At 60.8% G+C, this 23,668-nt stretch carries 25 protein-coding genes; 15 read left to right on the plus strand and 10 right to left on the minus strand.

The features are described from left to right. Nucleotides 1–13 precede the first annotated feature (13 nt). The gene (amiA, locus tag ACUXAC_RS01095) at nucleotides 14–895 is read right to left on the minus strand and encodes an N-acetylmuramoyl-L-alanine amidase AmiA (protein ID WP_070914520.1); all 882 of its coding nucleotides are present in this window, start codon (nucleotides 893–895) and stop codon (nucleotides 14–16) included. Nucleotides 896–1,099: 204 nt separating this feature from the next. On the opposite strand from amiA, the gene ACUXAC_RS01100 reads away from it, so the two are divergent. Then, the gene (locus ACUXAC_RS01100) at nucleotides 1,100–1,525 is read left to right on the plus strand and encodes a GNAT family acetyltransferase (protein ID WP_004936504.1); all 426 of its coding nucleotides are present in this window, start codon (nucleotides 1,100–1,102) and stop codon (nucleotides 1,523–1,525) included. 42 nt (nucleotides 1,526–1,567) lie between these two features. On the opposite strand, the gene ACUXAC_RS01105 is transcribed toward ACUXAC_RS01100, so the two are convergent. Then, nucleotides 1,568–1,966 carry a YgiW/YdeI family stress tolerance OB fold protein gene (locus ACUXAC_RS01105; RefSeq protein WP_049198414.1) on the minus strand — a complete coding sequence of 133 codons (399 nt, stop codon included), beginning with the start codon at nucleotides 1,964–1,966 and terminating at the stop codon, nucleotides 1,568–1,570. A gap of 175 nt (nucleotides 1,967–2,141) precedes the next feature. Between ACUXAC_RS01105 and ACUXAC_RS01110 the strand changes: the two genes are divergently transcribed. The 10 genes from ACUXAC_RS01110 to ACUXAC_RS01155 all read left to right on the plus strand — a co-directional run bounded on the left by ACUXAC_RS01110 (nucleotide 2,142) and on the right by ACUXAC_RS01155 (nucleotide 11,679). After that, nucleotides 2,142–2,606 (plus strand): DUF2919 domain-containing protein, encoded by a 465-nt coding sequence (locus ACUXAC_RS01110; protein WP_060419823.1) that lies wholly within the window; start codon nucleotides 2,142–2,144, stop codon nucleotides 2,604–2,606. A gap of 156 nt (nucleotides 2,607–2,762) precedes the next feature. Further along, on the plus strand, nucleotides 2,763–3,350 hold the full coding sequence (locus tag ACUXAC_RS01115) for an RpoE-regulated lipoprotein (RefSeq protein ID WP_060439269.1): 588 nt from the start codon (nucleotides 2,763–2,765) through the stop codon (nucleotides 3,348–3,350). Between the two features lie 182 nt (nucleotides 3,351–3,532). Next, nucleotides 3,533–4,432 (plus strand): Dyp-type peroxidase, encoded by a 900-nt coding sequence (locus ACUXAC_RS01120; protein ID WP_060419825.1) that lies wholly within the window; start codon nucleotides 3,533–3,535, stop codon nucleotides 4,430–4,432. A gap of 201 nt (nucleotides 4,433–4,633) precedes the next feature. Continuing rightward, complete coding sequence (locus ACUXAC_RS01125) at nucleotides 4,634–5,656, plus strand: sulfate ABC transporter substrate-binding protein (RefSeq protein WP_308343152.1); 1,023 nt, start codon at nucleotides 4,634–4,636, stop codon at nucleotides 5,654–5,656. Further along, entirely contained in the window at nucleotides 5,657–6,496 is an 840-nt protein-coding gene (cysT, locus tag ACUXAC_RS01130; protein ID WP_019453852.1) for a sulfate/thiosulfate ABC transporter permease CysT, read from the plus strand. Further along, nucleotides 6,496–7,371 carry a sulfate/thiosulfate ABC transporter permease CysW gene (gene cysW / locus ACUXAC_RS01135; protein ID WP_025303787.1) on the plus strand — a complete coding sequence of 292 codons (876 nt, stop codon included), beginning with the start codon at nucleotides 6,496–6,498 and terminating at the stop codon, nucleotides 7,369–7,371. The genes cysT and cysW overlap by 1 nt, the downstream gene beginning before the upstream one ends. Further along, nucleotides 7,361–8,449, plus strand: coding sequence for a sulfate/thiosulfate ABC transporter ATP-binding protein CysA (cysA, locus tag ACUXAC_RS01140; RefSeq protein ID WP_063988895.1), 1,089 nt, complete (start codon nucleotides 7,361–7,363; stop codon nucleotides 8,447–8,449). Before cysW ends, cysA begins: the two co-directional genes overlap by 11 nt. A gap of 81 nt (nucleotides 8,450–8,530) precedes the next feature. Then, a complete protein-coding gene (gene cysM / locus ACUXAC_RS01145; RefSeq protein ID WP_033638551.1) occupies nucleotides 8,531–9,412 on the plus strand; it encodes a cysteine synthase CysM in 882 nt (293 codons plus the stop codon). Between the two features lie 257 nt (nucleotides 9,413–9,669). Beyond that, nucleotides 9,670–10,350 (plus strand): response regulator transcription factor, encoded by a 681-nt coding sequence (locus ACUXAC_RS01150; RefSeq protein ID WP_038881296.1) that lies wholly within the window; start codon nucleotides 9,670–9,672, stop codon nucleotides 10,348–10,350. Between the two features lie 6 nt (nucleotides 10,351–10,356). After that, nucleotides 10,357–11,679, plus strand: a complete 1,323-nt coding sequence (locus ACUXAC_RS01155) for an ATP-binding protein (RefSeq protein ID WP_308343151.1) — start codon at nucleotides 10,357–10,359, stop codon at nucleotides 11,677–11,679. A gap of 299 nt (nucleotides 11,680–11,978) precedes the next feature. Here the strand turns inward: ACUXAC_RS01155 and crr are convergent, their stop codons facing one another. The 5 genes from crr to cysZ all read right to left on the minus strand — a co-directional run bounded on the left by crr (nucleotide 11,979) and on the right by cysZ (nucleotide 16,881). Next, nucleotides 11,979–12,488, minus strand: a complete 510-nt coding sequence (gene crr / locus ACUXAC_RS01160; protein ID WP_004936467.1) for a PTS glucose transporter subunit IIA — start codon at nucleotides 12,486–12,488, stop codon at nucleotides 11,979–11,981. Nucleotides 12,489–12,537: 49 nt separating this feature from the next. Further along, nucleotides 12,538–14,265: a phosphoenolpyruvate-protein phosphotransferase PtsI gene (ptsI, locus tag ACUXAC_RS01165; RefSeq protein ID WP_015378671.1), complete on the minus strand. Its 1,728-nt coding sequence runs from the start codon at nucleotides 14,263–14,265 to the stop codon at nucleotides 12,538–12,540. A gap of 46 nt (nucleotides 14,266–14,311) precedes the next feature. Continuing rightward, nucleotides 14,312–14,569 (minus strand): phosphocarrier protein Hpr, encoded by a 258-nt coding sequence (gene ptsH / locus ACUXAC_RS01170; protein WP_004936458.1) that lies wholly within the window; start codon nucleotides 14,567–14,569, stop codon nucleotides 14,312–14,314. Nucleotides 14,570–14,968: 399 nt separating this feature from the next. Beyond that, complete coding sequence (gene cysK / locus ACUXAC_RS01175; protein WP_038881303.1) at nucleotides 14,969–15,937, minus strand: cysteine synthase A; 969 nt, start codon at nucleotides 15,935–15,937, stop codon at nucleotides 14,969–14,971. Between the two features lie 185 nt (nucleotides 15,938–16,122). Continuing rightward, nucleotides 16,123–16,881, minus strand: a complete 759-nt coding sequence (gene cysZ, locus ACUXAC_RS01180) for a sulfate transporter CysZ (protein WP_049198406.1) — start codon at nucleotides 16,879–16,881, stop codon at nucleotides 16,123–16,125. A 221-nt stretch (nucleotides 16,882–17,102) separates the two neighbouring features. Between cysZ and zipA the strand changes: the two genes are divergently transcribed. The 3 genes from zipA to ACUXAC_RS01195 all read left to right on the plus strand — a co-directional run bounded on the left by zipA (nucleotide 17,103) and on the right by ACUXAC_RS01195 (nucleotide 20,444). Further along, entirely contained in the window at nucleotides 17,103–18,128 is a 1,026-nt protein-coding gene (gene zipA, locus ACUXAC_RS01185; RefSeq protein ID WP_149571667.1) for a cell division protein ZipA, read from the plus strand. A gap of 79 nt (nucleotides 18,129–18,207) precedes the next feature. Next, on the plus strand, nucleotides 18,208–20,229 hold the full coding sequence (gene ligA, locus ACUXAC_RS01190) for an NAD-dependent DNA ligase LigA (RefSeq protein WP_060419842.1): 2,022 nt from the start codon (nucleotides 18,208–18,210) through the stop codon (nucleotides 20,227–20,229). Next, nucleotides 20,229–20,444, plus strand: coding sequence for a DUF3820 family protein (locus ACUXAC_RS01195; protein WP_004936441.1), 216 nt, complete (start codon nucleotides 20,229–20,231; stop codon nucleotides 20,442–20,444). The genes ligA and ACUXAC_RS01195 overlap by 1 nt, the downstream gene beginning before the upstream one ends. 26 nt (nucleotides 20,445–20,470) lie before the next feature. On the opposite strand, the gene ACUXAC_RS01200 is transcribed toward ACUXAC_RS01195, so the two are convergent. Next, complete coding sequence (locus tag ACUXAC_RS01200; RefSeq protein WP_421115177.1) at nucleotides 20,471–21,469, minus strand: bile acid:sodium symporter family protein; 999 nt, start codon at nucleotides 21,467–21,469, stop codon at nucleotides 20,471–20,473. 96 nt (nucleotides 21,470–21,565) lie between these two features. Between ACUXAC_RS01200 and ACUXAC_RS01205 the strand changes: the two genes are divergently transcribed. Then, nucleotides 21,566–22,486 carry a LysR family transcriptional regulator gene (locus ACUXAC_RS01205; RefSeq protein WP_086580266.1) on the plus strand — a complete coding sequence of 307 codons (921 nt, stop codon included), beginning with the start codon at nucleotides 21,566–21,568 and terminating at the stop codon, nucleotides 22,484–22,486. A gap of 1 nt (nucleotide 22,487) precedes the next feature. On the opposite strand, the gene ACUXAC_RS01210 is transcribed toward ACUXAC_RS01205, so the two are convergent. Beyond that, entirely contained in the window at nucleotides 22,488–22,955 is a 468-nt protein-coding gene (locus ACUXAC_RS01210) for a FlxA-like family protein (RefSeq protein WP_060419851.1), read from the minus strand. 52 nt (nucleotides 22,956–23,007) lie between these two features. Further along, on the minus strand, nucleotides 23,008–23,556 hold the full coding sequence (locus ACUXAC_RS01215; RefSeq protein ID WP_060419854.1) for a nucleotidyltransferase family protein: 549 nt from the start codon (nucleotides 23,554–23,556) through the stop codon (nucleotides 23,008–23,010). Nucleotides 23,557–23,668 lie beyond the last annotated feature (112 nt).

Below are 23,668 nucleotides of genomic sequence, written 5' to 3' on the forward strand. Positions count from 1 at the left end.
GCCGCCCGCGGCATCAGCGGGGTTTGCGCTGGTGGGCGTCGAAGTAGTCGAAGAAGTTGACGATGCCGTCCGCGATGGCGCGGGCTATTTTCTCGCGAAACGCGGTGGTGCCCAGCAGCCGCTCTTCGTTCGGGTTGGTGATGAACGAGGTTTCCACCAGCACCGAGGGAATGGACGGGGATTTTAACACCGCGAACGCCGCCTGTTCGGTGCTGTCGCTGTGCAGGTGGTGTACCGGGCGGATCTGGCCGAGCACGTGGCGGCCGAGCGTCAGGCTGTTGTTGATGGTGTCGGTTTGCACCAGATCGAACAGCACCTGTTGCAGGTAGTTGTCCTGATCCTTGTACTTGCCGCCCGCCACGTCGTCGGCGGCGTTTTCGCGGTTGGACAGGTAGCGCGCCATGGCGCTGCTGGCGCCGCGGTTGGAGAGGGCGAACACCGAAGCGCCGGAGGCCGATGGGCTGGTAAAGCCGTCGGCGTGAATCGAAATGAACAGGTCGGCCTGGTGCTGGTGGGCGATCTCCACCCGCTGGAACAGCGGAATGAATTCGTCTTCTTCGCGCGTCAGGCGCGCCTCGACGTGGTCATGCTCATGCAGAAAACGGCGCACGTGGTTGGCGATTTCCAGCACGATGTGTTTTTCCTGCGAGCCTTCGTGGCCGACCGCGCCGGAGTCGATGCCGCCGTGGCCGGGATCGATCATCACCAGCTTTTTGCCGCCGGCCGGTTTCGCCGCCGGTTTGCTGTGCTGATTGCGCAGCAGGCCTTCCGCCCTGGCGCTATGGTTTTTCACGCCGAACAGCGCTACCGCCAGGCCGGAAAGCAAAAGTTGGCGTCGCGTCGGAGAAACGGCAAGCGGCTTAAAATTGAGGAATTGTTTACCCTGCTTTTTCATTACGCAACGCTCCATCGACGTTTCTATTTTGCGACGTTATATCGTATTGATAATCATTAATCGACCCGATAACTATTTCCATTTATTACGCCTGTTACCGGCGATTTCTGGGCAAATAGCGCGGTAAATCGCAGTTTGATATTGCGTAAGTGAATAATCACGCGATAATCAGATAAACACCTTAATTAACAGCGGCCAACATCGATGGAAATTCGCGTATTTCGACAAGACGACTTTGAAGAGGTCATTACCCTGTGGGAGCGCTGCGATCTGCTGCGGCCCTGGAACGATCCGGAAATGGACATCGAGCGCAAGCTGAACCACGATCCGGAGCTGTTCCTGGTGGCGGAAGTCGGCGGCGAAGTGGTCGGTTCGGTGATGGGCGGTTATGACGGCCACCGCGGCTCGGCGTATTACCTCGGGGTGCATCCCGACTATCGCGGGCGCGGCATCGCCAATGCGTTGATCAATCGTCTGGAGAAGAAGTTGATCGCCCGCGGCTGCCCGAAGATCCAGATTATGGTGCGCGAAGACAACGACACGGTGGTCGAGATGTACGAGAAGCTCGGCTACGAGATCCAGGGCATCACCAGCCTGGGCAAGCGGCTGATCGAAGATCAGGAATATTGATCGAGCGGCGGGCGGCGGCGTTGCACCGCCCGCCACAGTGCATTACGGCAGCTTTTTGACGGTTTTCACGTCCACTTCGACGCTGCTCCAGTCTTTATCCACTTTGCCTTCCAACTGCACCTTGTCTTTCGGCGTAACGGTTTGGCCGTTCCAGCGTTTGCGATCGATATCGACCGTCAGGGTGCCGGTGGCGTCGCGGAAGGTATAGGTTTCGTCGCCGATGCGCTGCTCGATGTTGCCCTGCAGCATCACCCAGGTGTCGTCGCTCATCGATTTCACCTTGTCCACGGTGGTCAGCGCCGCGCTGGGGCCGGAGAAACCGCCTTGTGCGGTGGTTTGCGTTTGGGCCTGCGGCGCGGCCGGATCGAGGAATCCGCCTTGTTGCGCCAGTACCGGTGCGCTGCACAGCGCGATCAGAGCGGCCAGAGTCAGTTTTTTCATGTTGCGCTTCCTTATCGTTATCGAAAATCACATCCCGCTGATATCGGGTTGCTTGCTCAGTGATAAGGATTAAAACACGCCGATCTTAAGAGCTTCTTAAGCCGACGCATTGAAATTCACGCCGCCGGCGCCCATCTGTAGCCATAGTCTTTATTCTGTTGGCAAGGAACGATCGTTGAAGCCATTCTCACCCCGGTTTTCCCCGGACGATTACGACCAGCATGGCGCGCTGCGGCTGCCGCTGGGATTTTGGGCCGTGCTGATTTTGCAGGCGCGCACCTGGCTGCTGTTCGTGATGGCCGGCGCTTCGCGTGAGCAGGGTGAAAGCTTGCTGGCGCTGTTTTATCCGGATACCCAACGCTTTTGGTACGGCATGCTGCTCGGCCTGCCGGCGGCGCTGGCGTTTTTGCTGAGCGGCCGCCGCCACCAATGGCCGCGGCTGTGGCGCGGCTGGCGTTGGGGGCTGATTATCTCCGTGCTGGCGTCCCTCGGCGGCTCGCTGTTCAGCCTGTGGCGCCAGGACGGCGATGCGCCGGGGCTGGAGCTGGCGTTGGCGCTGCTCGATGCGCTGGCGCTGAGCTATCTGCTGTTGAATGCGCGCCTGAAAGCCTGTTTTGCGCCGGTGGAGCACGCCGACTAATTGCCGAGAAGTGCGGCACTTTTCGCATTTTCCGCACTCCAAGCTGGCAACCGTTGGCGTAGTGCGGGCCGTTGTGAGAGGCTGGCACGCAGCAAAACGCCGAGTGCGGCAGGGGCGGGTCACCGCCCCGTGCCATTGATGTTTAAGGAGCTAGAGATGAATATTCGCCCCCTGTTGTTAGGGCTTCCGCTGTTACTGACCGGCTGTTCGAGCATGTCCAATTTCTCCTGGTCCAGCCTGTCGCCGTTCAACTGGTTCGGCAGCAGCCTGGAGGTCGGCGCCAAGGGCGTCGGCAAGCTCAACGCCGGCACGCCGATGTCGGAAAGCGCCATCAACGACGGGTTGGACGGCAACTACCGCCTGCGCGGCGGCATGGCGACCAGCAACGGTCAGATCGTCTCTTATTACCAGGCGCTGTCCGGCGACGAAGTGAAGCTGGTGATCACCGGCGAGCCGAAAGGGCACGTGCAGCGGGTAGACGTAATAGATCAGAAAGTGGCGACGGAGTGGGGCAACAAGCTCGGCACGCCGTTCGGCGATATGTACAGCAAGGCGTTCGGCTCCTGTAAACCGGGCAGCGGCGAAGACGCCGGCAAAGTGGAGTGCGTGGCGGAACAGAGCAAGTACGTTACCTATATCTTCAGCGGCAAGTGGGCCGGGGCGCAGGACATCATCCCGCCGGACGACACCCTGAAAAGCTGGACGGTCAGCAAAATCATCTGGCACGCCAAGCCGCAGCAGTAATATGTTCAACGGGCGCCGGTTCACGGCGCCTGCCTTTCCAAGCCATTACCCCTATTTTCTTTGCGCTGCTGCAAGGCAATCGCCCGTGCTTGCGGTATGATAGCGCGCGTTTGTAACAGGGAACCCGCGCGTCAACCGCCATACCTTACCTGTTGCCGGATTCTGGTATTGAGGATAACAACATGACACAGGTTCAGAGCGGCATTCTGCTGGAGCACTGCCGTTTCGCCATTTTTATGGAAGCCACCGTACAGGGCGAATTCGCCGACTTGCGCCAGGGCTGCAAACAGTTTTGTCAGACGCTGAGCGAGCTGCAGCAGCAGTTTCCCGATGCGCGCCTCGGCGCGGTGATCGCCTTCGGCTATGACGTTTGGCACGATCTTTCCAACGGCCAGGGCGCGAAAGAGCTGAAGCCGTTCACGCCGCTCGGCAAAGGGCTGGCACCGGCCACCCAGCGCGATATGCTGATCCACATTCAGTCGCTGCGTCACGACGTCAACTTCACGCTGGCGCAGGCGGCGCTGGCGGCGTTCGGCAACGCCATCAAGATTGAAGAAGAAACCCACGGTTTCCGCTGGGTGGAAGAGCGCGATCTGAGCGGTTTCATCGACGGTACCGAAAACCCGCAGGGCGAGCAGCGCCCGGCAGTGGCGACGATCGCCGAAGGCGAAGAGGACGCAGGTGGCAGCTACGTGCTGGTGCAGCGCTACGAGCACAACCTGCGCCAGTGGCAGCGTTTTACCACCGAACAGCAGGAGCAGATCATCGGTCGCACCAAGCAAGACAGCGAAGAGCTGCCGGCCGATCAGCGCCCGGATACCTCGCACGTCAGCCGCGTCGATCTGAAAGAGAACGGCAAGGGCCTGAAAATTCTGCGCCAGAGCCTGCCTTATGGCACCGCCAGCGGCAAGCATGGCCTGTTCTTCATCGCCTATTGCGCACGCCTGCACAATATCGAGCAGCAGCTGCTGAGCATGTTCGGCGATCTGGACGGCAAACGCGACGCGATGCTGCGTTTCAGCCGTGCGGTTACCGGCAGCTACTACTTTGCGCCATCGCTGACGCGCCTGCTGTCACTTTGACGCCGTTGCCGAAGCCGGCGCGCCCGGCTTCGGCCCGTTTTCCCGCCCCGAAAACGCCTCGCATTCCCTGTCTTATAGCGTTTGATGCTTGTAAATCACTAAACGGTATATAAAAGCGTTACAGCTCCGCACCGAGTTATAAATACACTGGTCGTCAATAAGGCGAAAGCCTGAAGGAATGACTCAGTGATAAGGTGCAGAATGAAACAAAACCGGGTTAAAAATCTCGTGCTGAAAGGTTGGCTGGCGGCTGCGCTGTTGGCGAGCGGCGCCGCGTCGGCGGCGGAATTGCTGAACAGCTCTTATGACGTTTCCCGTGAATTGTTCGTCGCGCTGAATCCCGGCTTTGAACAGCAGTGGAATCAACAGCATCCGAATGACAAGCTGACAATCAAACAATCGCACGCCGGTTCCTCCAAGCAGGCGCTGGCGATCCTGCAGGGCCTGCGCGCCGACGTGGTGACGTACAACCAGGTGACCGACGTGCAGATCCTGCACGATCGCGGGCAGCTGATCCCGGCGGACTGGCAGGCGCGCCTGCCGAACAACAGTTCGCCGTTCTACTCCACCATGGCGTTTCTGGTGCGCAAGGACAACCCGAAGGGGATCCACACCTGGAACGATCTGGTGCGCGACGACGTGAAGCTGGTGTTCCCGAACCCGAAAACCTCCGGTAACGGCCGTTACACCTATCTGGCCGCCTGGGGCGCTGCCAATCAGGCCGACGGCAACGATCCGGCCAAGACCCGCGCCTTCATGACCCGCTTCCTGAAGAACGTGCTGGTGTTTGATACCGGCGGCCGCGGCGCGACCACCACCTTCGTCGAGCGCGGCTTGGGCGACGTGCTGATCAGCTTCGAGTCCGAAGTGAACAACATCCGCAAGCAGTACGGTGAGGACAAGTACGACGTGATCGTGCCGCCGGTCGATATTCTGGCGGAGTTCCCGGTGGCCTGGGTCGACAAAAACGTCGAGCGCAACGGTACCGAACAGGCGGCCAAAGCCTATCTGAACTATCTCTACAGCCCGGCGGCGCAGCAGGTGATCACCAGCTTCTACTACCGCGTGTATGACCAGAAAGCGATGGCGGCGGCGAAGGGGCAATTCCCGGACACCCAACTGTTCCGCGTGGAAGACCAGTTCGGCGGCTGGCCGCAGGTGATGAAAACCCACTTCGCCACCGGCGGCGAGCTGGATCAGCTGTTAGCGGCAGGGCGCAAGTAAATGTTGGCGTTGTCGTCCAGTAAGCGGGTGCTGCCCGGATTTGGCCTCAGCCTCGGCAGCAGCCTGTTTTATACCTGTTTGATCCTGCTGTTGCCGCTCACCGCGCTGGTGATGCAGCTGGCACAGATGAGCCTGGCGCAATACTGGGAAGTGATTTCCAACCCGCAGGTGGTGGCGGCGTATAAAGTGACGCTGCTGGCGGCTGGCGTCGCCAGCCTGTTCAACGCGGTGTTCGGCATGCTGATGGCCTGGATCCTGACGCGCTACCGTTTTCCCGGCCGTTCGCTGCTGGACGGCCTGATCGATCTGCCGTTCGCACTGCCGACCGCAGTGGCCGGCCTGACGCTGGCGGGGCTGTTTTCCACCACTGGCTGGTACGGTCAGTGGCTGGCGCACTTCGACATCAAGGTCACCTTTACCTGGCTTGGGATCGCGGTAGCGATGGCGTTCACCAGCCTGCCGTTTGTGGTGCGCACCGTGCAGCCGGTTCTGGAAGAGCTGGGGCCGGAATACGAAGAGGCGGCCGAGACGCTGGGCGCTACGCGCTGGCAGAGTTTCCGCCGCGTGGTGTTGCCCGAGGTGGCACCGGCATTGCTGGCCGGCACCGCCATCTCGTTTACCCGCAGCCTGGGCGAGTTCGGCGCGGTGATTTTCATCGCCGGCAACATCGCCTGGAAGACGGAAGTGACCTCGCTGATGATTTTCGTGCGTTTGCAGGAGTTCGATTACCCGGCGGCCAGCGCCATCGCCTCGGTGATCCTGGCGGCGTCGCTGCTGCTGCTGTTCAGCATTAACGTATTGCAAAGCCGCTTCGGCAGACGTTTGGGAGGAGGGCACTGATGGCCGATGTTTCCGCCTTCAACGGCGCCGAGCGCCCGCGCGTCAACTGGGGCAAGTGGACGCTGATCGCCATCGGCACGCTGTTCTCGGTGCTGCTGCTGGTGGTGCCGATGATGTCGATTTTCGCCGAGGCCTTTTCCAAAGGGTTCGGCGCGATGTGGAGCAACTTGCTCGATCCGGACATGCTGCACGCCATTTGGCTGACGGTCTTGATCGCGCTGATCACCGTGCCGTTCAACCTGGTGTTCGGCACGTTGCTGGCATGGCTGGTGACGCGCTTCACCTTCCCCGGCCGCCAGCTGCTGCTGACGCTGATCGATATCCCGTTCGCCGTTTCACCGGTGGTGGCGGGGCTGATTTACCTGCTGTTTTACGGCAGCAACGGCCTGCTGGGCGGCTGGCTGGATGCGCATAACATCCAGATCATGTTCTCCTGGCCGGGCATGGTGTTGGTGACTATTTTCGTCACCTGTCCCTTCGTGGTGCGCGAGCTGGTGCCGATGATGCTCAGCCAGGGCAGCCAGGAAGACGAGGCCGCGATTCTGCTGGGGGCGTCCGGCTGGCAAATGTTCCGCCGCGTGACGCTGCCCAACATTCGCTGGGCGCTGCTGTACGGCGTGGTGCTGACCAACGCGCGCGCCATCGGCGAGTTCGGCGCAGTGTCGGTGGTGTCCGGTTCGATTCGCGGCGAAACCTACAGCCTGCCGCTGCAGGTCGAGCTGTTGCAGCAGGATTACAACACCGTCGGCTCCTTTACCGCCGCCGCGCTGTTGACCCTGATGGCGATCGTTACCCTATTTTTGAAGAGTGCGCTGCAGTGGCGTCTGGAACGTCAAAACGCGCGTCTCGAGCGGGAGGAAAATCATGAGCATTGAGATTAACGGCATCAACAAGTACTTCGGTCGCACCAAGGTATTGAACGATATCTCGCTCGATATTGCTTCCGGCGAGATGGTGGCGCTGCTCGGGCCGTCCGGTTCCGGCAAAACCACGCTGCTGCGTATCATCGCCGGGCTGGAAAGCCAGAGCGGCGGCAAGCTGGGCTTCCACGGCACCGACGTCAGCCATATGCACGCGCGCGACAGGCGCGTGGGCTTCGTGTTTCAGCACTATGCACTGTTCCGCCACATGACGGTGTTCGACAACATCGCCTTCGGCCTGACCGTGCTACCGCGCCGCGAGCGCCCGAACGCCGCGGCGATCAAACAGAAAGTCACTCAACTGCTGGAAATGGTACAGTTGGGTCACCTGGCCAACCGCTATCCATCGCAGCTGTCCGGCGGGCAGAAACAGCGCGTGGCGCTGGCGCGCGCCCTGGCGGTGGAGCCGCAAATTCTGCTGCTGGATGAACCGTTCGGCGCGCTGGATGCGCAGGTGCGCAAAGAGCTGCGCCGCTGGCTGCGTCAGCTGCACGAAGAGCTGAAATTCACCAGCGTGTTCGTCACCCACGATCAGGAAGAGGCGATGGAAGTGGCCGACCGCATCGTGGTGATGAGCCAGGGCAATATCGAACAGGTCGGGTCGCCGGTCGAAATCATGCGCGAACCGGCGAGCCGTTTCGTGCTGGAATTCATGGGGGAAGTGAACCGCCTGAACGGCGAAATTCGCGGCTCTCAGCTGTTCGTCGGCGCGCACCAGTGGCCGTTGTCGTTCCAGCCGATGCACCAGGGCAGCGTCGATCTGTTCCTGCGCCCGTGGGAAATGGAAGTGGCGACCGAAAGCAGCGAGCGCTGCCCGCTGCCGGTTCAGGTGCTGGAAGTCAGCCCGCGCGGCCATTTCTGGCAGTTGACGGTGCAGCCGATCGGCTGGCATCAGGAACCGATAAGCCTAGTGCTGCCGGAGGGCAACGCCACGCCGGTGCGCGGCGGCCGTTACTACGTTGGCAGCCTCAATGCGCGGCTGTATGCCGGCGATCAACTGCTGCAACCTGTTGCGTTAGCCAAAAGCGCCTGATAGGTTTTAGCAGCCCTTTTCTTCAAGGCAACCCCCGGGTTGCCTTTTTACTTTACGCACACCAACACACAGGCAAAGATCGTGACAACGCTCGAACAATGCATCGGGAACACCCCGCTGGTACAACTGCAACGGCTGGCCGCCCAGGCGGGCAGCGAGGTATGGGTCAAACTGGAAGGCAATAACCCGGCGGGATCGGTGAAGGATCGCGCTGCGTTGGCGATGATCCAGCAGGCGGAGCTGCGCGGCGAGATCAAGCCCGGCGACGTGCTGATCGAGGCCACCAGCGGCAATACCGGCATTGCGCTGGCGATGATCGCCGCGCTCAAAGGTTATACGCTGAAGCTGCTGATGCCGGAGAACATGAGCCTGGAGCGGCAGGCGGCGATGCGTGCGTACGGCGCCGAGCTGATCCTGGTCAGCCGTGAGCAGGGGATGGAAGGGGCGCGCGATCTGGCGCTGGAGATGCAGCGCCAGGGGCAGGGAAAGGTGCTGGATCAGTTCAACAATCTCGACAATCCCTACGCCCACTTCACCACCACCGGCCCGGAGATTTGGCGCCAGACCGAAGGACGCATCACGCACTTCGTTTCCAGCATGGGCACCACCGGTACCATTACCGGCGTGGGCGGTTACCTGAAGAGCCAGAATCCGCAGGTGCAGATCATCGGCCTGCAGCCGGCCGAAGGCAGCAGCATCCCCGGCATTCGCCGTTGGGCGCCCGCTTACCTGCCGGGCATTTTCCGCCCGGAGCTGGTGGATCAGGTGCTGGATATCGAGCAGCGCGATGCCGAGCAGACCATGCGCCAGCTGGCGCAGCGTGAAGGCATCTTCTGCGGCGTCAGCTCCGGCGGCGCGGTAGCCGGCGCCCTGCGCGTCGCGGCGGCCCATCCCGGCAGCGTCGTGGTGGCGATCGTCTGCGATCGCGGTGACCGTTACCTCTCTACCGGCGTGTTCGACTGAATGTGCCCTCCCGGAGGCGTGTTCCGCCGGGAAAACCCTTCTCACTTCCCTTTTGACCGACGGTATAGCCGGCCCGCCTGCGCGGTGGCCGGCGCCTGTCGGCATGCCAATACCCTGACAGAAGTAGAGAAATTGCGCGACAGCAGCCACACTAACGATGGCGAGACGCGAACCGCGATGTGTAAGGATTGAGTAAAACCGGCTGCGGGCCGGCGGAATTGGCGGGAAAATAACGAAAATCGGTGAAGGAGCAAGGCATGAAAATTTTACTGGTCGACGATGACCTGGAGCTTGGCACCATGCTGAGCGAATACCTGACGGGCGAAGGCTTCGACGCCACGCTGGTGCTGACCGGCAAGGCGGGGGTAGAGGGCGCGCTGTCGGGCGACTATACCGCGATGATCCTCGATATCATGCTGCCGGACATGAGCGGCATCGACGTGCTGCGCGACGTGCGTAAAAAGAGCCGGCTGCCGATCATCATGCTGACCGCCAAAGGCGACAACATCGATCGGGTGATTGGCCTGGAGATGGGCGCCGACGATTACATGCCCAAACCTTGCTACCCGCGCGAATTGGTGGCGCGTCTGCGCGCGGTGCTGCGCCGTTTCGAAGAGCGGCCGCAGGAGGCGGACGACGAAGCCGCCATCAGCTTCGGCGAGCTGACGCTGAACCCTTCAACCCGCAGCAGCGAATGGCGCGGTAAGGCGTTTGATCTGACCGCTTCGGAATTCAATCTGCTGGAGCTGTTGCTGCGCGCGCCGGATCGCGTGGTGTCGAAGGATGAATTGTCCGAGAAGGGGCTGGGGCGCCCGCGCGAGGCCTATGATCGCAGCGTGGACGTGCATATCAGCAATATCCGCCAGAAGCTGAGCGCGCTGGCCGGCAATACGCTGAGCATCGAGACGGTGCGCAGCATCGGCTATCGCATTCGGTAACCTGACATGCGCGGAAGACTGTTCTGGAAAATTTTGCTCGGCTTTTGGCTGACCTTCCTCATCATGACGCAGGCCCTGTGGGTGGCGTTTTCTTTGTATGGCGACCGCTATGTGCCGCCGGAGAACGCCATGGCGCGGCGGGTCATCGGCCTGCAGCTGACCTCGGCGGCTACCCAGTTGCGCAGCGGCGGCATGCCGGCGCTGGAAGCCCTGATGCGCGACTGGCCCGAGGACGATCGACGCCTGTTGTCGGTGACGCCGATGACCCAACCGCCGCCGCCCGCGCCGGAAGAACCGGCATTTGAAGGGCGGCGGATGCCGCAGGAAATCTCTGCCTGGGTGCAGACCGGGGAAGGGCAGGGATACTGGCTGAGCTATAACGTGCGCGGGCTGCGGGAAGAGTATCGGCCGGAGCGGCGTTCCCATTTCTTCAACATTCCTGCGCCGATGCTGTGGGTCGGCGGGCTGGGCGGTTTGCTGTTCAGCGCCGTGCTGGCCTGGAACCTGACCCGGCCGATGCGTCAGCTGCGCGGCGGTCTGGATCGGGTGGCGCAGGGCGATCTGTCGGTGCGGCTGTTCCCGAAAATGCGCCGCCGTCATGACGAGCTGTCCGACGTGGCGCGCGATTTCGACACCATGGCCGAGCGGCTGGAGCTGCTGGTCAGCGCCCGCGAGCAGCTGTTGCACGACGTTTCACACGAGCTGCGTTCGCCGCTGGCGCGCCTGCAGCTGGCGATCGGCCTGGCGCGGCAGAATGCCGGCAACGTCGAAACCTCGCTCAAGCGCATCGAACACGAGTCGGGGCGGCTGGATAAGATGATCGGCGAGCTGCTGGCGCTGTCGCGCGCCGAACACAGCAGCCTGCCGGACGAGGAGTATTTCGATCTGTACGGCCTGGTGGATGCGGTGGTGAGCGATGCACGCTACGAGGCGCAGGTGCCCGGCGTGGATATCGTGCTGCAGGCCGAGTCGGACGTGGAGTACACCGTCAAGGGCAATGCGGAGCTGATGCGGCGAGCGGTGGACAACATCGTGCGCAATGCGCTGCGCTTTTCCAGCCACGGCCAGCGGGTGACGGTGGCGCTGACGCGCGTTGATAACCAGTTCCAGATCGCGGTCAGCGATCAGGGGCCGGGAGTCGAGGAGGCGAAGCTGTCGAGCATTTTCGATCCGTTCGTGCGCGTGAAGTCGGCGCTGTCGGGCAAGGGGTACGGCCTGGGGCTGGCGATCACCCGCAAGGTGGTGCTGGCGCACGGCGGCCAGGTTGAGGCGCGCAACGGCGATAAAGAGGGGCTGGTCATTACCCTGCGTATCCCGCGCTGGCAATAATAGACTATCTTACTTGCCATTTTGAACTAGGGCAGTGCTCGCCTTCGTCACGTACTGCGTGTACGCTCCGAAGGTTGCGCGCTGTCCATGTTCAAACTGCCTGCGCCGATAACGTCTATTATCCGCGGCATGCCCAAAGGATTTCGAATTGCAGCTAGGCGGCAAGCGGGGGAATCCCCGGGAGCTTACTCCGGTAAGTGACAGGGGGGAGCACGTGCGGCCAACAACGCTGCGGTTCGAAAGACGAAGGATATAAAAAAAACGGCGCCGAGGGCGCCGTTTTTCTTGCTCATTCGCGATTACTTCTTGATGCGGATGATCGGGGTTTCGCCAACGGTCACGCTGCCGGACAGTTTGATCAGCTCTTTGATCTCGTCCATGTTGGAGATAACGACCGGCGTCAGGGTAGACTTGGCTTTCTCTTCCAGCAGAGGCAGGTTGAACTCGATAACCACGTCACCTTTCTTGACGCGCTGACCTTCTTCGGCAATGCGTTTGAAGCCTTCGCCTTTCAGTTCTACGGTATCGATGCCGAAGTGGACGAACAGCTCAATGCCGCTGTCGGATTCGATAGAGAATGCATGGTTGGTTTCGAAAATCTTGCCGATGGTGCCGTCAACCGGAGCAACCATTTTGTTGCCGGCCGGTTTGATGGCGATACCGTCGCCAACGATTTTTTCAGCGAACACTACGTCCGGCACATCTTCGATATTGACGATTTCGCCAGAAAGGGGAGCGACGATCTCGATAGTGCCCGTGTCTTTCTTGTCATCAGAAACCAGAGATTTCAGTTTATCGAACAAACCCATGATCTTCTCCTAAGCATTAAATTGGGCGGCGTTCCAGTGTCGTGGAAGTTTAGCAGAGCGTTTTTTCTTCGATGAATTTATTGACGCAATTCATCAGGTCTTGTGCCGTTGGCTGTGCCAAGGCCTGCGCTGCCAACGCCTTCACATCTTCGAAATTCGTGTTACGAATAATTTTCTTGATGCGCGGGATTGAAATCGCACTCATGCTGAACTCATCCAGCCCCATGCCCAATAACAACAGTGTAGCACGCTCATCGCCAGCCAGTTCGCCGCACATGCCGGTCCACTTGCCTTCCGCGTGAGATGCATCAATAACCTGTTTGATCAGGCCAAGCACTGATGGGGACATCGGGTTATAGAGATGAGAAATCAGCTCGTTGCCGCGATCTACCGCCAGAGTATACTGGGTTAGATCGTTTGTCCCAATACTAAAGAAGTCGACTTCTTTCGCCAGGTGGTGAGCAATGACCGCCGCAGCCGGTGTTTCCACCATCACGCCCACTTCGATGCTCTCGTCAAACGCCTTGCCTTCTTCGCGCAGCTGCGCTTTCAGCGTCTCGATTTCGCCTTTCAGATCGCGCACTTCTTCCACGGAGATGATCATCGGGAACATGATGCGCAGTTTGCCGAACGCCGAGGCGCGCAGGATAGCGCGCAGCTGGGCGTGCAGGATTTCACGGCGGTCCATCGCGATGCGGATGGCGCGCCAGCCGAGGAACGGGTTCTCTTCCTTCGGCAGGTTCATGTACGGCAGGTCTTTGTCGCCGCCGATGTCCATGGTACGGACGATCACGGCCTGCGAGCCCATGGCTTCCGCCACGGCTTTATAAGCCTGGAACTGCTCGTCTTCGGTCGGCAGCGAGTCGCGGTCCATGAACAGGAACTCGGTACGATACAGGCCGACGCCTTCCGCGCCGTTGCGCTCTGCACCCGCGACGTCGCGCACGGTGCCGATGTTGGCGCAGACTTCAACCTGATGGCCGTCCAGCGTAATCGCCGGCAGGTCCTTCAGCTTGGCCAGATCGTTTTTCTCGGTGATGTATTGGTTCTGGGCGGCTTTCAGCTGATCGATAACGTCAGCGGTCGGGTTAACGTAAATTTTGTTGTTAACCGCATCCAGAATCAGGTAGTCGTCGTTTTTCACCTGCTTGGTCACGTCGCTGGTACCGACGATCGCCGGCAGCTCCAGGGAGCGCGCCATGATAGAGGTGTGGGAAGTCCGGCCGCCGAGATCGGTAATGAAGCCCAGCACTTTGTCCAGGTTCAGCTGCGCGGTCTCTGACGGGGTCAGATCGGTGGCCACCAGGATCACTTCGTCCTGAATGGAGCCCAGATCGACGATCGGCATGCCCAGGATGTTCTGCAGCAGGCGCTTACCGATGTCGCGCACGTCGGCGGCGCGCTCTTTCAGGTATTCGTCGTCCAGCTCTTCCAGCGCTTTCGCCTGACCTTCGATCACGGTGTAGGCGGCGGCGTCTGCGGAGGCCAGATCGTCTTTGATTAGGGCTATGATTTCCTGCTCAAGCTCTTCGTCTTCCAGCAACATGATGTGGCCTTCGAAGATAGCTTCCTTCTCTTCGCCGAAGGTTTCGCCAGCTTTGGTCTTGATCGCTTCCAGCTGTTCGGACGCTTTCGCGCGGCCGGCCAGAAAACGCGAGACTTCCTGCTCTACTTGATCAGCAGAGATTTTTTTCCGGTTGATGACAATGTCGTCTTCTTTCAGCAAGAGAGCCTTACCAAAAGCGATGCCCGGTGATACTAAAATGCCTGAAATCATAACCCTACCTTACTCTTGACTGGTGTTAACTAAAAAGACGGGCCGATTACTCAAGCTCTGCCATCAGTTTTACCAAGTGCTCAACGGCTTTCTGCTCGTCTTCACCTTCAGCGGAGATGGTCACTACGGTCCCTTGAGTCAGCCCCAGAGTTTGCAGTTTGAACAGGCTTTTAGCGCTGGCGCTTTTGCCGTTGGAGGTCACGGTGATGTCAGACGTGAAGCCTTTGGCTTCTTTAACGAACTGAGCGGCAGGGCGAGTATGCAGACCATTCGGAGCGGTAATAGTAACTTCTTGCTGGAACATTGATGTTTCCCCAACTTATTGGATTAATGTTGTGGAGCTAAAGTTTAGCCCAGGGGCCTAACTTTAGCTTGTCTGGTTATAGCGCCTGACTATGGACAGGGGCGAACGTTGATGCAACAGAAAACGACGCGTTAGGCACTTCAGATCAAAAAACTCGGCTTTAGACGTCGTTCCAATCCGCTCCCCATTATGCCCGATTCGACGCGTCGGCGACAGATGAGTAAATCGATTCAGCCTTGACCGGGCTCGGGGGGTGATTAATTTTGCGCATCGAAATAATGCACCGTTAAATACTAAAGCCGACGGGCAAAAGCAATCTTGGACTGCTATAAAGTTTGATCCAGTCCACAAAAAAGCACCCCGCAGGGTGCTTTTTTAGCGATTTGTGCAGTGGTGGAATTACTGCTGCAATTCCTGCTCGGTGAACAGATCGGCAAACAGCGCGGTGCTCAGATAACGTTCGCCGGAAGAGGGCAGGATCACCACGATGGTCTTGTCGGCGAACGCCGGTTCTTCGGCCAGTTTCACCGCCGCCACGACCGCTGCGCCCGAGGAAATGCCCGCCAGGATGCCTTCTTCGTCCATCAGGCGACGCGCCATGCTGATGGCTTCGTCGTTGGAGACCTTCTCGACGCGATCCACCAGGTCCAGATCGAGGTTGCCTGGAATGAAGCCGGCGCCGATGCCCTGGATCTTGTGCGGGCCCGGTTTCAGCTCTTCACCGGCCAGCGCCTGGCTGATGACCGGCGAGTCGGTCGGCTCGACCGCCACGGTAGTGATGGCCTTGCCTTTAGTGTTCTTGATGTAGCGGCTGACGCCTGTCAGCGTGCCGCCGGTGCCGACGCCGGAGATGAACACGTCGACTTCACCGTCGGTGTCTTCCCAGATTTCCGGGCCGGTGGTTTTTTCATGGATGGCCGGGTTGGCCGGGTTGCTGAACTGTTGCAGGATCAGGTAACGGTTCGGATCGGTGGCGACGATCTCTTCGGCCTTGGCGATAGCGCCTTTCATGCCTTTCGCCCCTTCGGTCAGCACCAGATTGGCGCCGAGCGCCTTGAGCAGCTTGCGGCGCTCGATGCTCATGGTTTCCGGCATGGTCAGCGTCAGCTTGTAACCGCGCGCGGCGGCCACGAAGGCCAGCGCGATGCCGGTGTTGCCGCTGGTCGGCTCCACCAGCTCTTTACCGGCGGTCAGCACACCACGTTGTTCCGCATCCCAAATCATATTGGCACCGATGCGGCATTTGACGCTGAAGCTCGGGTTGCGTGATTCAACCTTGGCCAGAATGCGTCCGTTGCCGATACGGTTCAGACGAACCAGCGGCGTATGGCCGATTGTTAATGAGTTGTCTTCATATATCTTGCTCATAGCCCGTCCTTTAACTCTATGAAAATGTGGGGAACATCGAAAGCATACGCTAACAGTACCGGCAGGGAAGTAAAGAATTGGTATATCTATATGTTATTAGGAAATAAGTTTTAAGCACAATGATAAGGGCGCGAAATGCGCGCCCTGTCGAAAATTCCCGCGCTATCGGCGGTAAAAAGCGGCGGTTATCGGACGAATTGCGAGCGGTAGCGATCGACCCACATCGCGGTGGCGCCGCAGACGGCGACCGGCAGGATCACCAGGTTGAGGATCGGGATCATGGTGAACAGGCTGACCAGCGCGCCGAACTGCAGGTTGTCGGTTTTGTGCTGGCGCAAGGCGCGGCGCATGTCGGCAAAGCTCACCTTGTGGTTGTCAAACGGGTAGTCGCAATACTGGATCGCCAGCATCCAGGCGCTGAACAGGAACCATAGCACCGGCGCCACCGTCTGGCCGATGCCGGGCACGAAGTACAGCGCCAGCAGCAGCAGCGCGCGCGGCAGGTAATACATCAGCTTGCGCCATTCGCGCGCCATGATGCGTGGCAGATCTTTGGCGATGCCGAGCAGGCCGGTGTCCGGCAGCGGTTTGCCGGTCAGGCTGCCTTCGAGCTGCTCGGCCAGCAGGCCGCAGAACGGCGCCGCAATCAGATTGGTGATGGTGCTGAACAGATAGCTGAACACCAGCAGCACCGAAATGACCGCCAGCGGCCACAGCAGGTAGCTCAACCATTGCAGCCAGTCGGGAACGTGGCTCATCATCGCCGGGATCCAGTCGCCGAGCCGGCTGAACAGCCACCAGAAAGCGGAGCCCATCAGCAGCACGTTGACCAGCAACGGCAGGACCACATAGCGTTTAATCCCCGGGCGCGAAATCAGGCGCCAGCCTTCGGCGAAATAGTGAATGCCGCTGGTTGAGCGGGCAGGGGGCTGCGTATAGGACATATCTTAAGTTATCTCGTTGTCTGAACAGGCATCATTATCATATAGGGATGATTTTCCACTGGCTAGGGTAGGGTTGGCTGAAAAACCAGCAGAAAAAGGCAGTATAATCATCTTTATTGGCATAAAGTTCAGCACGGACTTGCACTTGTGTGCGCGGGCAAATAGAGTTAAAGAGTGAATGTTTGCCGCGGTGGCAATGTATTGGAACAACAGAGATAGCAATGATGCAGGATTTGCGTCTGATATTAATCGTTGTTGGCGCGATCGCCATAATAGCGCTGTTATTGCACGGTCTGTGGACCAGTCGCAAAGAACGGTCAGCGCTCTTCCGCGATCGCCCAGCCAAACGTTCCCAAAAGGAACGTGAACAAACTCCGATCGACGATCTCGAAGAAGGCGTCGGTGAGGTGCGCGTACGCGCCGCTCACCCGCAAGACGAGCCGTCATTCGGCCATTTCGATGCCGCACGCGAAGAACCCGTGGCCGCGCCGAAGCCCGCTCCGGCGGCTGCGCCTGCGCCCCGCGCCGTTCAGCCGGCTGCCCATCAGACGCCGCCTCCGCTGTCTCAGCGGCCGGAGTATGATGACATCCTGCTGAACAACTACGCGCCGAACGAAGAACAGGCCGAGCCGCAGCAACCGCAACCGGCCGCGCGCCGTGAGCCGCGCGTCGACGATCTGCCGCATGAACATGAGGCGCCGCAGGGGGCGGAACCGGCATTCCACGCCGAGCCGGCCCCTGTGCAGCAGGCGCCGGAAGTGAAGCCGGCGCAGGAGCCTGCGCCACAGCCACAACAGCCGGCGGCTGCGCCCATTCAGGCCAAGCTGAAAGAGACCGTGCTGGTGCTGCACGTCGCGGCCCATCAGGGCGGCGTAATCGGCGGCGAAGTGCTGCTGCAGAGCGTGTTGCAGGCGGGCTTCCAGTTTGGCGAGATGGGCATCTTCCACCGCCATATCAGCCCGGCCGGCAGCGGCCCGGTGCTGTTCAGCCTGGCGAACATGGTCAAGCCGGGGTCGTTCGATCCTGACATGATGTCCGATTTCTCCACGCCGGGCGTGTCGATGTTCATGATGGTGCCGTCTTACGGCGACGCCAATCAGAACTTCAAGCTGATGCTGCAGTCGGCACAGCGCATCGCCGACGACGTGGGCGGCGTGGTGCTGGACGACGAGCGCCGCATGATGACGCCGCAGAAGCTGGAAACCTACAAAGCGCGTATCCGTGAAGTGTTGGAAAACAACGCCTGACCGGGTTGCCGCGCGCACTGAACATCCGTAACAACAAAGCCCCCGCTAGCCGGGGGTTTTTTATCTTTGATGGTGAGCCATGGAATCGATAATCCAACAAATCAATCAACTACGAGCCACACTGCGCCATCATGAATACCAGTATCATGTGCTGGATGCGCCGGAAGTGCCGGATGCGGAATATGACCGCCTGATGCGCGAACTGCGCGAACTGGAGAGCGCGCATCCGGAGTGGGTCACCGCCGATTCACCGACCCAGCGCGTGGGCGCCGCGCCGCTGGCGGCGTTCGACCAGGTGCGTCACGAAGTGCCGATGCTGTCGCTGGACAACGTGTTCGACGAAGAAAGCTTCCTGGCGTTTTACAAGCGCGTGCAGGATAGGCTCAAAAGCAGCGATCCGCTGACCTTCTGCTGCGAGCTGAAGCTGGACGGCCTGGCGGTCAGCCTGCTGTACGAAGACGGTGAGCTGGTGCGCGCGGCGACGCGCGGCGACGGCACCACCGGCGAGAACATCACCACCAACGTGCGCACCATTCGCGCCATCCCGCTGCGCCTGACCGGCGACAACATCCCGCGCCGCCTGGAAGTGCGCGGCGAGGTGTTCATGCCGCAGGCCGGTTTTGAACAGATGAACGAAGAAGCCCGCCGCAAAGACGGCAAGGTGTTCGCCAACCCGCGCAACGCCGCCGCCGGTTCGCTGCGCCAGCTCGATCCGCGCATTACTGCCAAACGCCCGCTGACCTTCTTCTGCTACGGCGTCGGCCTGCTGGAAGGCGGCGAGCTGCCGCGCAGCCACTTTGAGCGCCTGATGCAGTTCAAGGCCTGGGGCCTGCCGGTCAGCGATCGCGCCCAACGCCGCACCGGCAGCGAGGAAGTGCTGGCGTTTTATCGCCAGGTCGAGCAGGACCGCGCGCAGCTCGGTTTCGACATCGACGGCGTGGTGATCAAGATTGACGATATCGATCTGCAGGAAACGCTGGGCTTCGTGGCGCGTGCGCCGCGCTGGGCGACGGCGTTCAAATTCCCGGCGCAGGAGCAGATCACCGTGGTGCGCGAAGTGGAGTTTCAGGTTGGCCGCACCGGCGCGATTACGCCGGTGGCGCGCCTTGAGCCGGTGCTGGTAGCCGGGGTGACCGTCAGCAACGCCACCTTGCACAACGCCGATGAAATTGAGCGTCTGGGGCTGCGCATCGGCGATACGGTGATCGTGCGCCGCGCCGGCGACGTCATCCCGCAGGTGGTGGGGGTGCTGGAAGATCGTCGGCCACAGGATGCGCGCGAAGTGGTGTTCCCGCTGCACTGCCCGGTGTGCGGCTCCGACGTTGAGCGCGTGGAAGGCGAGGCGGTAGCGCGCTGCACCGGCGGTCTTATCTGCGGCGCGCAGCGCAAAGAGGCGTTGAAGCACTTCGTTTCCCGCCGCGCGCTGGACGTTGAAGGCATGGGCGACAAGATCATCGAGCAGCTGGTGGACAAAGAGTACGTGAAGAACCCGGCCGATCTGTTCCGTCTGTCCGCCGGCATTCTGACCGGCCTGGATCGCATGGGGCCGAAATCGGCGCAGAACCTGGTCAATGCGCTGGAGAAATCCAAACAGACCACCTTCGCTCGCTTCCTGTATGCGCTGGGCATTCGCGAGGTCGGCGAGGCGACCGCCGCCAACCTGGCGGCGCATTTCGGATCGCTCGAGAAGCTGTTCGCCGCCGATATCGAGGCGCTGAAAGAGGTGCCGGACGTCGGCGAAGTGGTGGCCAAACACACCCGCAATTTCCTCGATGAAGCGCTCAATCAGCAGGTGATCGACGAGCTGGTGGGCGCCGAGATCGGCATCCACTGGCCGGCGCCGGTGGTGGTGGTCGCGGAAGAGATAGACAGCCCGTTCGCCGGCAAAACCGTGGTACTGACCGGCTCGCTGAGCCAGCTGTCGCGCGACGAGGCCAAAGATCGCCTGACGGCGCTGGGCGCCAAGGTCAGCGGCAGCGTGTCGAAGAAAACCGATTTGGTGATCGCCGGCGAAGCGGCCGGCTCCAAGCTGGCGAAGGCGCAGGAGCTGGGTATCGCCGTGATCGACGAAGCGGAAATGATCCGCCTGCTGGGTGACTGATGGAAAAGGAAAACCTGCTGGAGATCGCCAATACCGTGATGCCGTTCGGCAAGTACCAGGGGCGGGTGCTGATCGACCTGCCCGAAGAGTACCTGCTGTGGTTCGCCCGCAAGGGCGAATTCCCCAAAGGCAAGCTCGGCATGCTGATGGAGATGACGTTGGCGATTAAAATCGAAGGGCTTGACCACTTGGTCAAGCCGCTGAAAAAAAGCTGATCTGACGGGCCTCGGCCCGTCTTTTTTTACCCGCGCGATGCCTGCACGTTGGCGTTGGGCACCGCCTGTTGCGCCCGCTGCTTGCGCTGATACCTTTTCGCCAGCACCGCACAGGTCATCAACTGCACCTGATGGAACACCATCAGCGGCAGCACCATGATCCCCACCGTCGCCGCCGGGAACAGGATATTGGCCATTGGAATGCCGTTCGCCAGGCTTTTCTTCGAACCGCAGAACACGATGGTGATCTCGTCCGCCTTGCTGAACCCGAGCCAGCGCGCCATGTAGGTGTTCACCACCAGCACGATCGCCAGCAGCACGATGCTGCCGCCGACGATAAACGCCAGCGAACCGATCCCCACCTGATGCCAGATGCCGTGCGTGACCGCCTCGCTGAAGGCGGCGTACACCACCAGCAGAATCGAGGTCTGGTCGGTTTTGCCGATCAGCGGGCGATGGCGCTCGATCCAGCCGCCGATCAGCGGCCGCAGCAGGTGGCCGGCGACGAACGGCACCAGCAGCTGCAGCACGATCGAGCCCACCTGCCGCAGGCTGCCGGTATCGCCGTGCACGTTCATCAGCAGGCCGACCAACAGCGGCGATACGAAGATCCCCAGCAGGCTGGAGGCGGAGGCGCTGCACACCGCCGCCGCCACGTTACCGCCCGCCAGCGAGGTGAAGGCGATGGCCGACTGCACGGTGGCGGGCAGGATGCACAGGTAGATGAAACCGGCGTACAGCTCGGGGCTGACGTCGATCGGCGTCCACCAGGCGAACAGCATCCCCAGCGCCGGAAAAATGATGAAGGTGCTGAACATCACCCACAGATGCAGCCGCCAGTTATTGCTGCCGGCCAGGATGGCCTCGCGCGACAGCTTGGCGCCGTGCATGAAGAACAGCAGGGCGATGGCGGCGATGGTCAGGGCGTTGAGCCAGCCGACGAACTCGCCGCGCGCCGGCAGGAAAGAAGCCAGCAGCACGGTGGCGATCAGCGTCAGGGTAAAACGATCGGGTAGGAATCTCATGGCGATGCGCTCGGGTAGAAAATCGATGGGGCTATTCTCCCGCGTGGGTATATAATAATTAAATTGATTTATTTAATTCATCTATGAATAAAATACATGAATTACTCACTCAAACAGCTGCGGGTGTTCGTCGCTGTCGCCCGCCACGGCAGCTTCAGCCGCGCCGGTGAGGCGATCGGCCTGACGCAATCGGCGGTCAGCCACAGCGTGAAAGAGCTGGAGGCGGAGGTCGGCGTGCGCCTGCTGGATCGCACCACGCGTGAAGTGGTGTTGACCGACGCCGGCCTGCGGCTGGCCAACCGGGTCGAACGGCTGCTGGACGAACTGCAGGCCGCGTTGCTGGATGCGCGCAGCTTTGGCGTACAGCGCAGCGGCACGGTGCGGGTGGCGACCAGCCAGACCATTTCCGCCCATCTGATGCCGCAGTGCATCGCCGCCGGCGAGCGCGAATATCCGGAGATACGCATCATGCTGCGCGATCAGGCGCAGCAGCAGGTGCTGCACAGCGTGCGCAATGCCGAGGTGGATTTCGGCATCGTGGTCGATCCGGTGCAGGCGGTGGATTTGGAGTGCGAAGCGGTGCTGCATGAACCGTTCCTGCTGCTGTGCCGCGACGATCACCCGTTTGCTGCGCGTCAAGAGGTGCGTTGGTCGGCGTTAAACGGCTGCCGCCTGGTGTTGCAGGATTACGCGTCGGGCAGCCGGCCGTTGATCGACAGCGCGCTGAGGCAGCAGGGCGTCGAGGCGCAGGTGGTGCAGGAAATCGGTCATCCGGCTACGCTGTTCCCGATGGTGGCGGAAGGGATTGGCATCAGTATCTTCCCGGCGTTGGCGCTGCCGCTGCCGGAAGGGGGGCGGCTCCGGGTACGGCGGCTGGTGCCGGAGATCAATCGCGCGTTGATGCTGGTGCGGCGCAAGAACCGCTCGCTGACGCCAGCGGCGGAGGCCATCTGGCAGGTGGCGCGTCAGCAGGCGGCGCTGCTGCACCAGCGCCGGCAGGAAAACGCCGAATATTGATTCAGATATAGACGTCCACCGCGTTGAGCGGCGTCGGGCGGTTTACGCCGTCGCCGGATTGCGCCGCGGCTTTTTCCATTTGCTCCTGTTGCTGCTTTTCCATTTCTTCTTTCTGGATGCGCGCGATCTCGGCCTGCAACATCTTGATCTGTGCTTCAATCAGCTGCTTTTGCTTCTCGATCTCTTTGGGATCGGCGCTGGAGTCCTTCAGCTCCACCAGCTTTTGCTGCAGAGCCTGAATCTGCCGGTTCAGCGCCTTGATGCGTGCCGAGGCGCGGCTTTCGTTGAGATTTTCCGGTTCGTCATTGCCGCTGGCGCCTTCGCTTTTCTTCGCCTTGCCGCCTTCCGGCTGGTTGTTGACCGGTTTGGCCATCAGCAATTCGCCCTGATGGCCCGGCGCGCTGAAGACGTGGCTGACGCCGGGAACGGTATTTTTGATCGGTACGATCATGGTGATGGTGGTCGACATGGGTGCTCTCCCTGAGTCTGGCTATCGCTGTTCAGGGTATCGGCAGCGGCGATTAAATCTTTACCTGCCGCAGGTGCGGCCAGCGCTGCAGCCAGCCTTTGTTGAGCACGCGCTGGGCATAGGCCGCGCGATCGCCGTTTTTCACGTTGAAGGTGATGGTGTCGTCGAACAGCGCCGTGAGCCCGAAGGGGGCCACCAGCGTGATGCTGTCGTCGGCGTTCAGGCGCGCGCCGATCGCCGTTTCCACTTCGGTCCAAAAGCTGATGGCCTCTTCGCTGTCGCGGTAAGGCGCCCGCCCGCCGCGCAGGTGCATGCGCGCCTGATTCTTGACCGACCAAGGCCGCGGCAGCCATTGGTGCAGGCGCGTCTCCAGCATGCGATCGCGCTCGGCGTCCGCACGCTCCGCATCGAAGTGGATCACGTCGATATCGTTGAGCGGCGTGGCGTCCAGGTAGCCGTGGCGCCGATCCCACACCAGATTGCGTACGAAGCCGGCGCCCAGGCACCAGTCATTCAGGCCGAGCCGGCGCGCGGTGCGCAGGGCGGCCATGCGAGCGTCATCTTGTTGCAGCCAGTCGATAATTTGCCGTTGCGGATCCATCACCCCTCCTTTTTTCGCGGCTACTGTAACCCGAAGCGGCGGCGGGTGAAATGGGGGAAAGCGCGACGGCGGCGATCGCGTGCAAAATAATTTTCTTTTCCCACTGACTACA

Source organism: Serratia sp. 121840015-1, assembly GCF_053627655.1.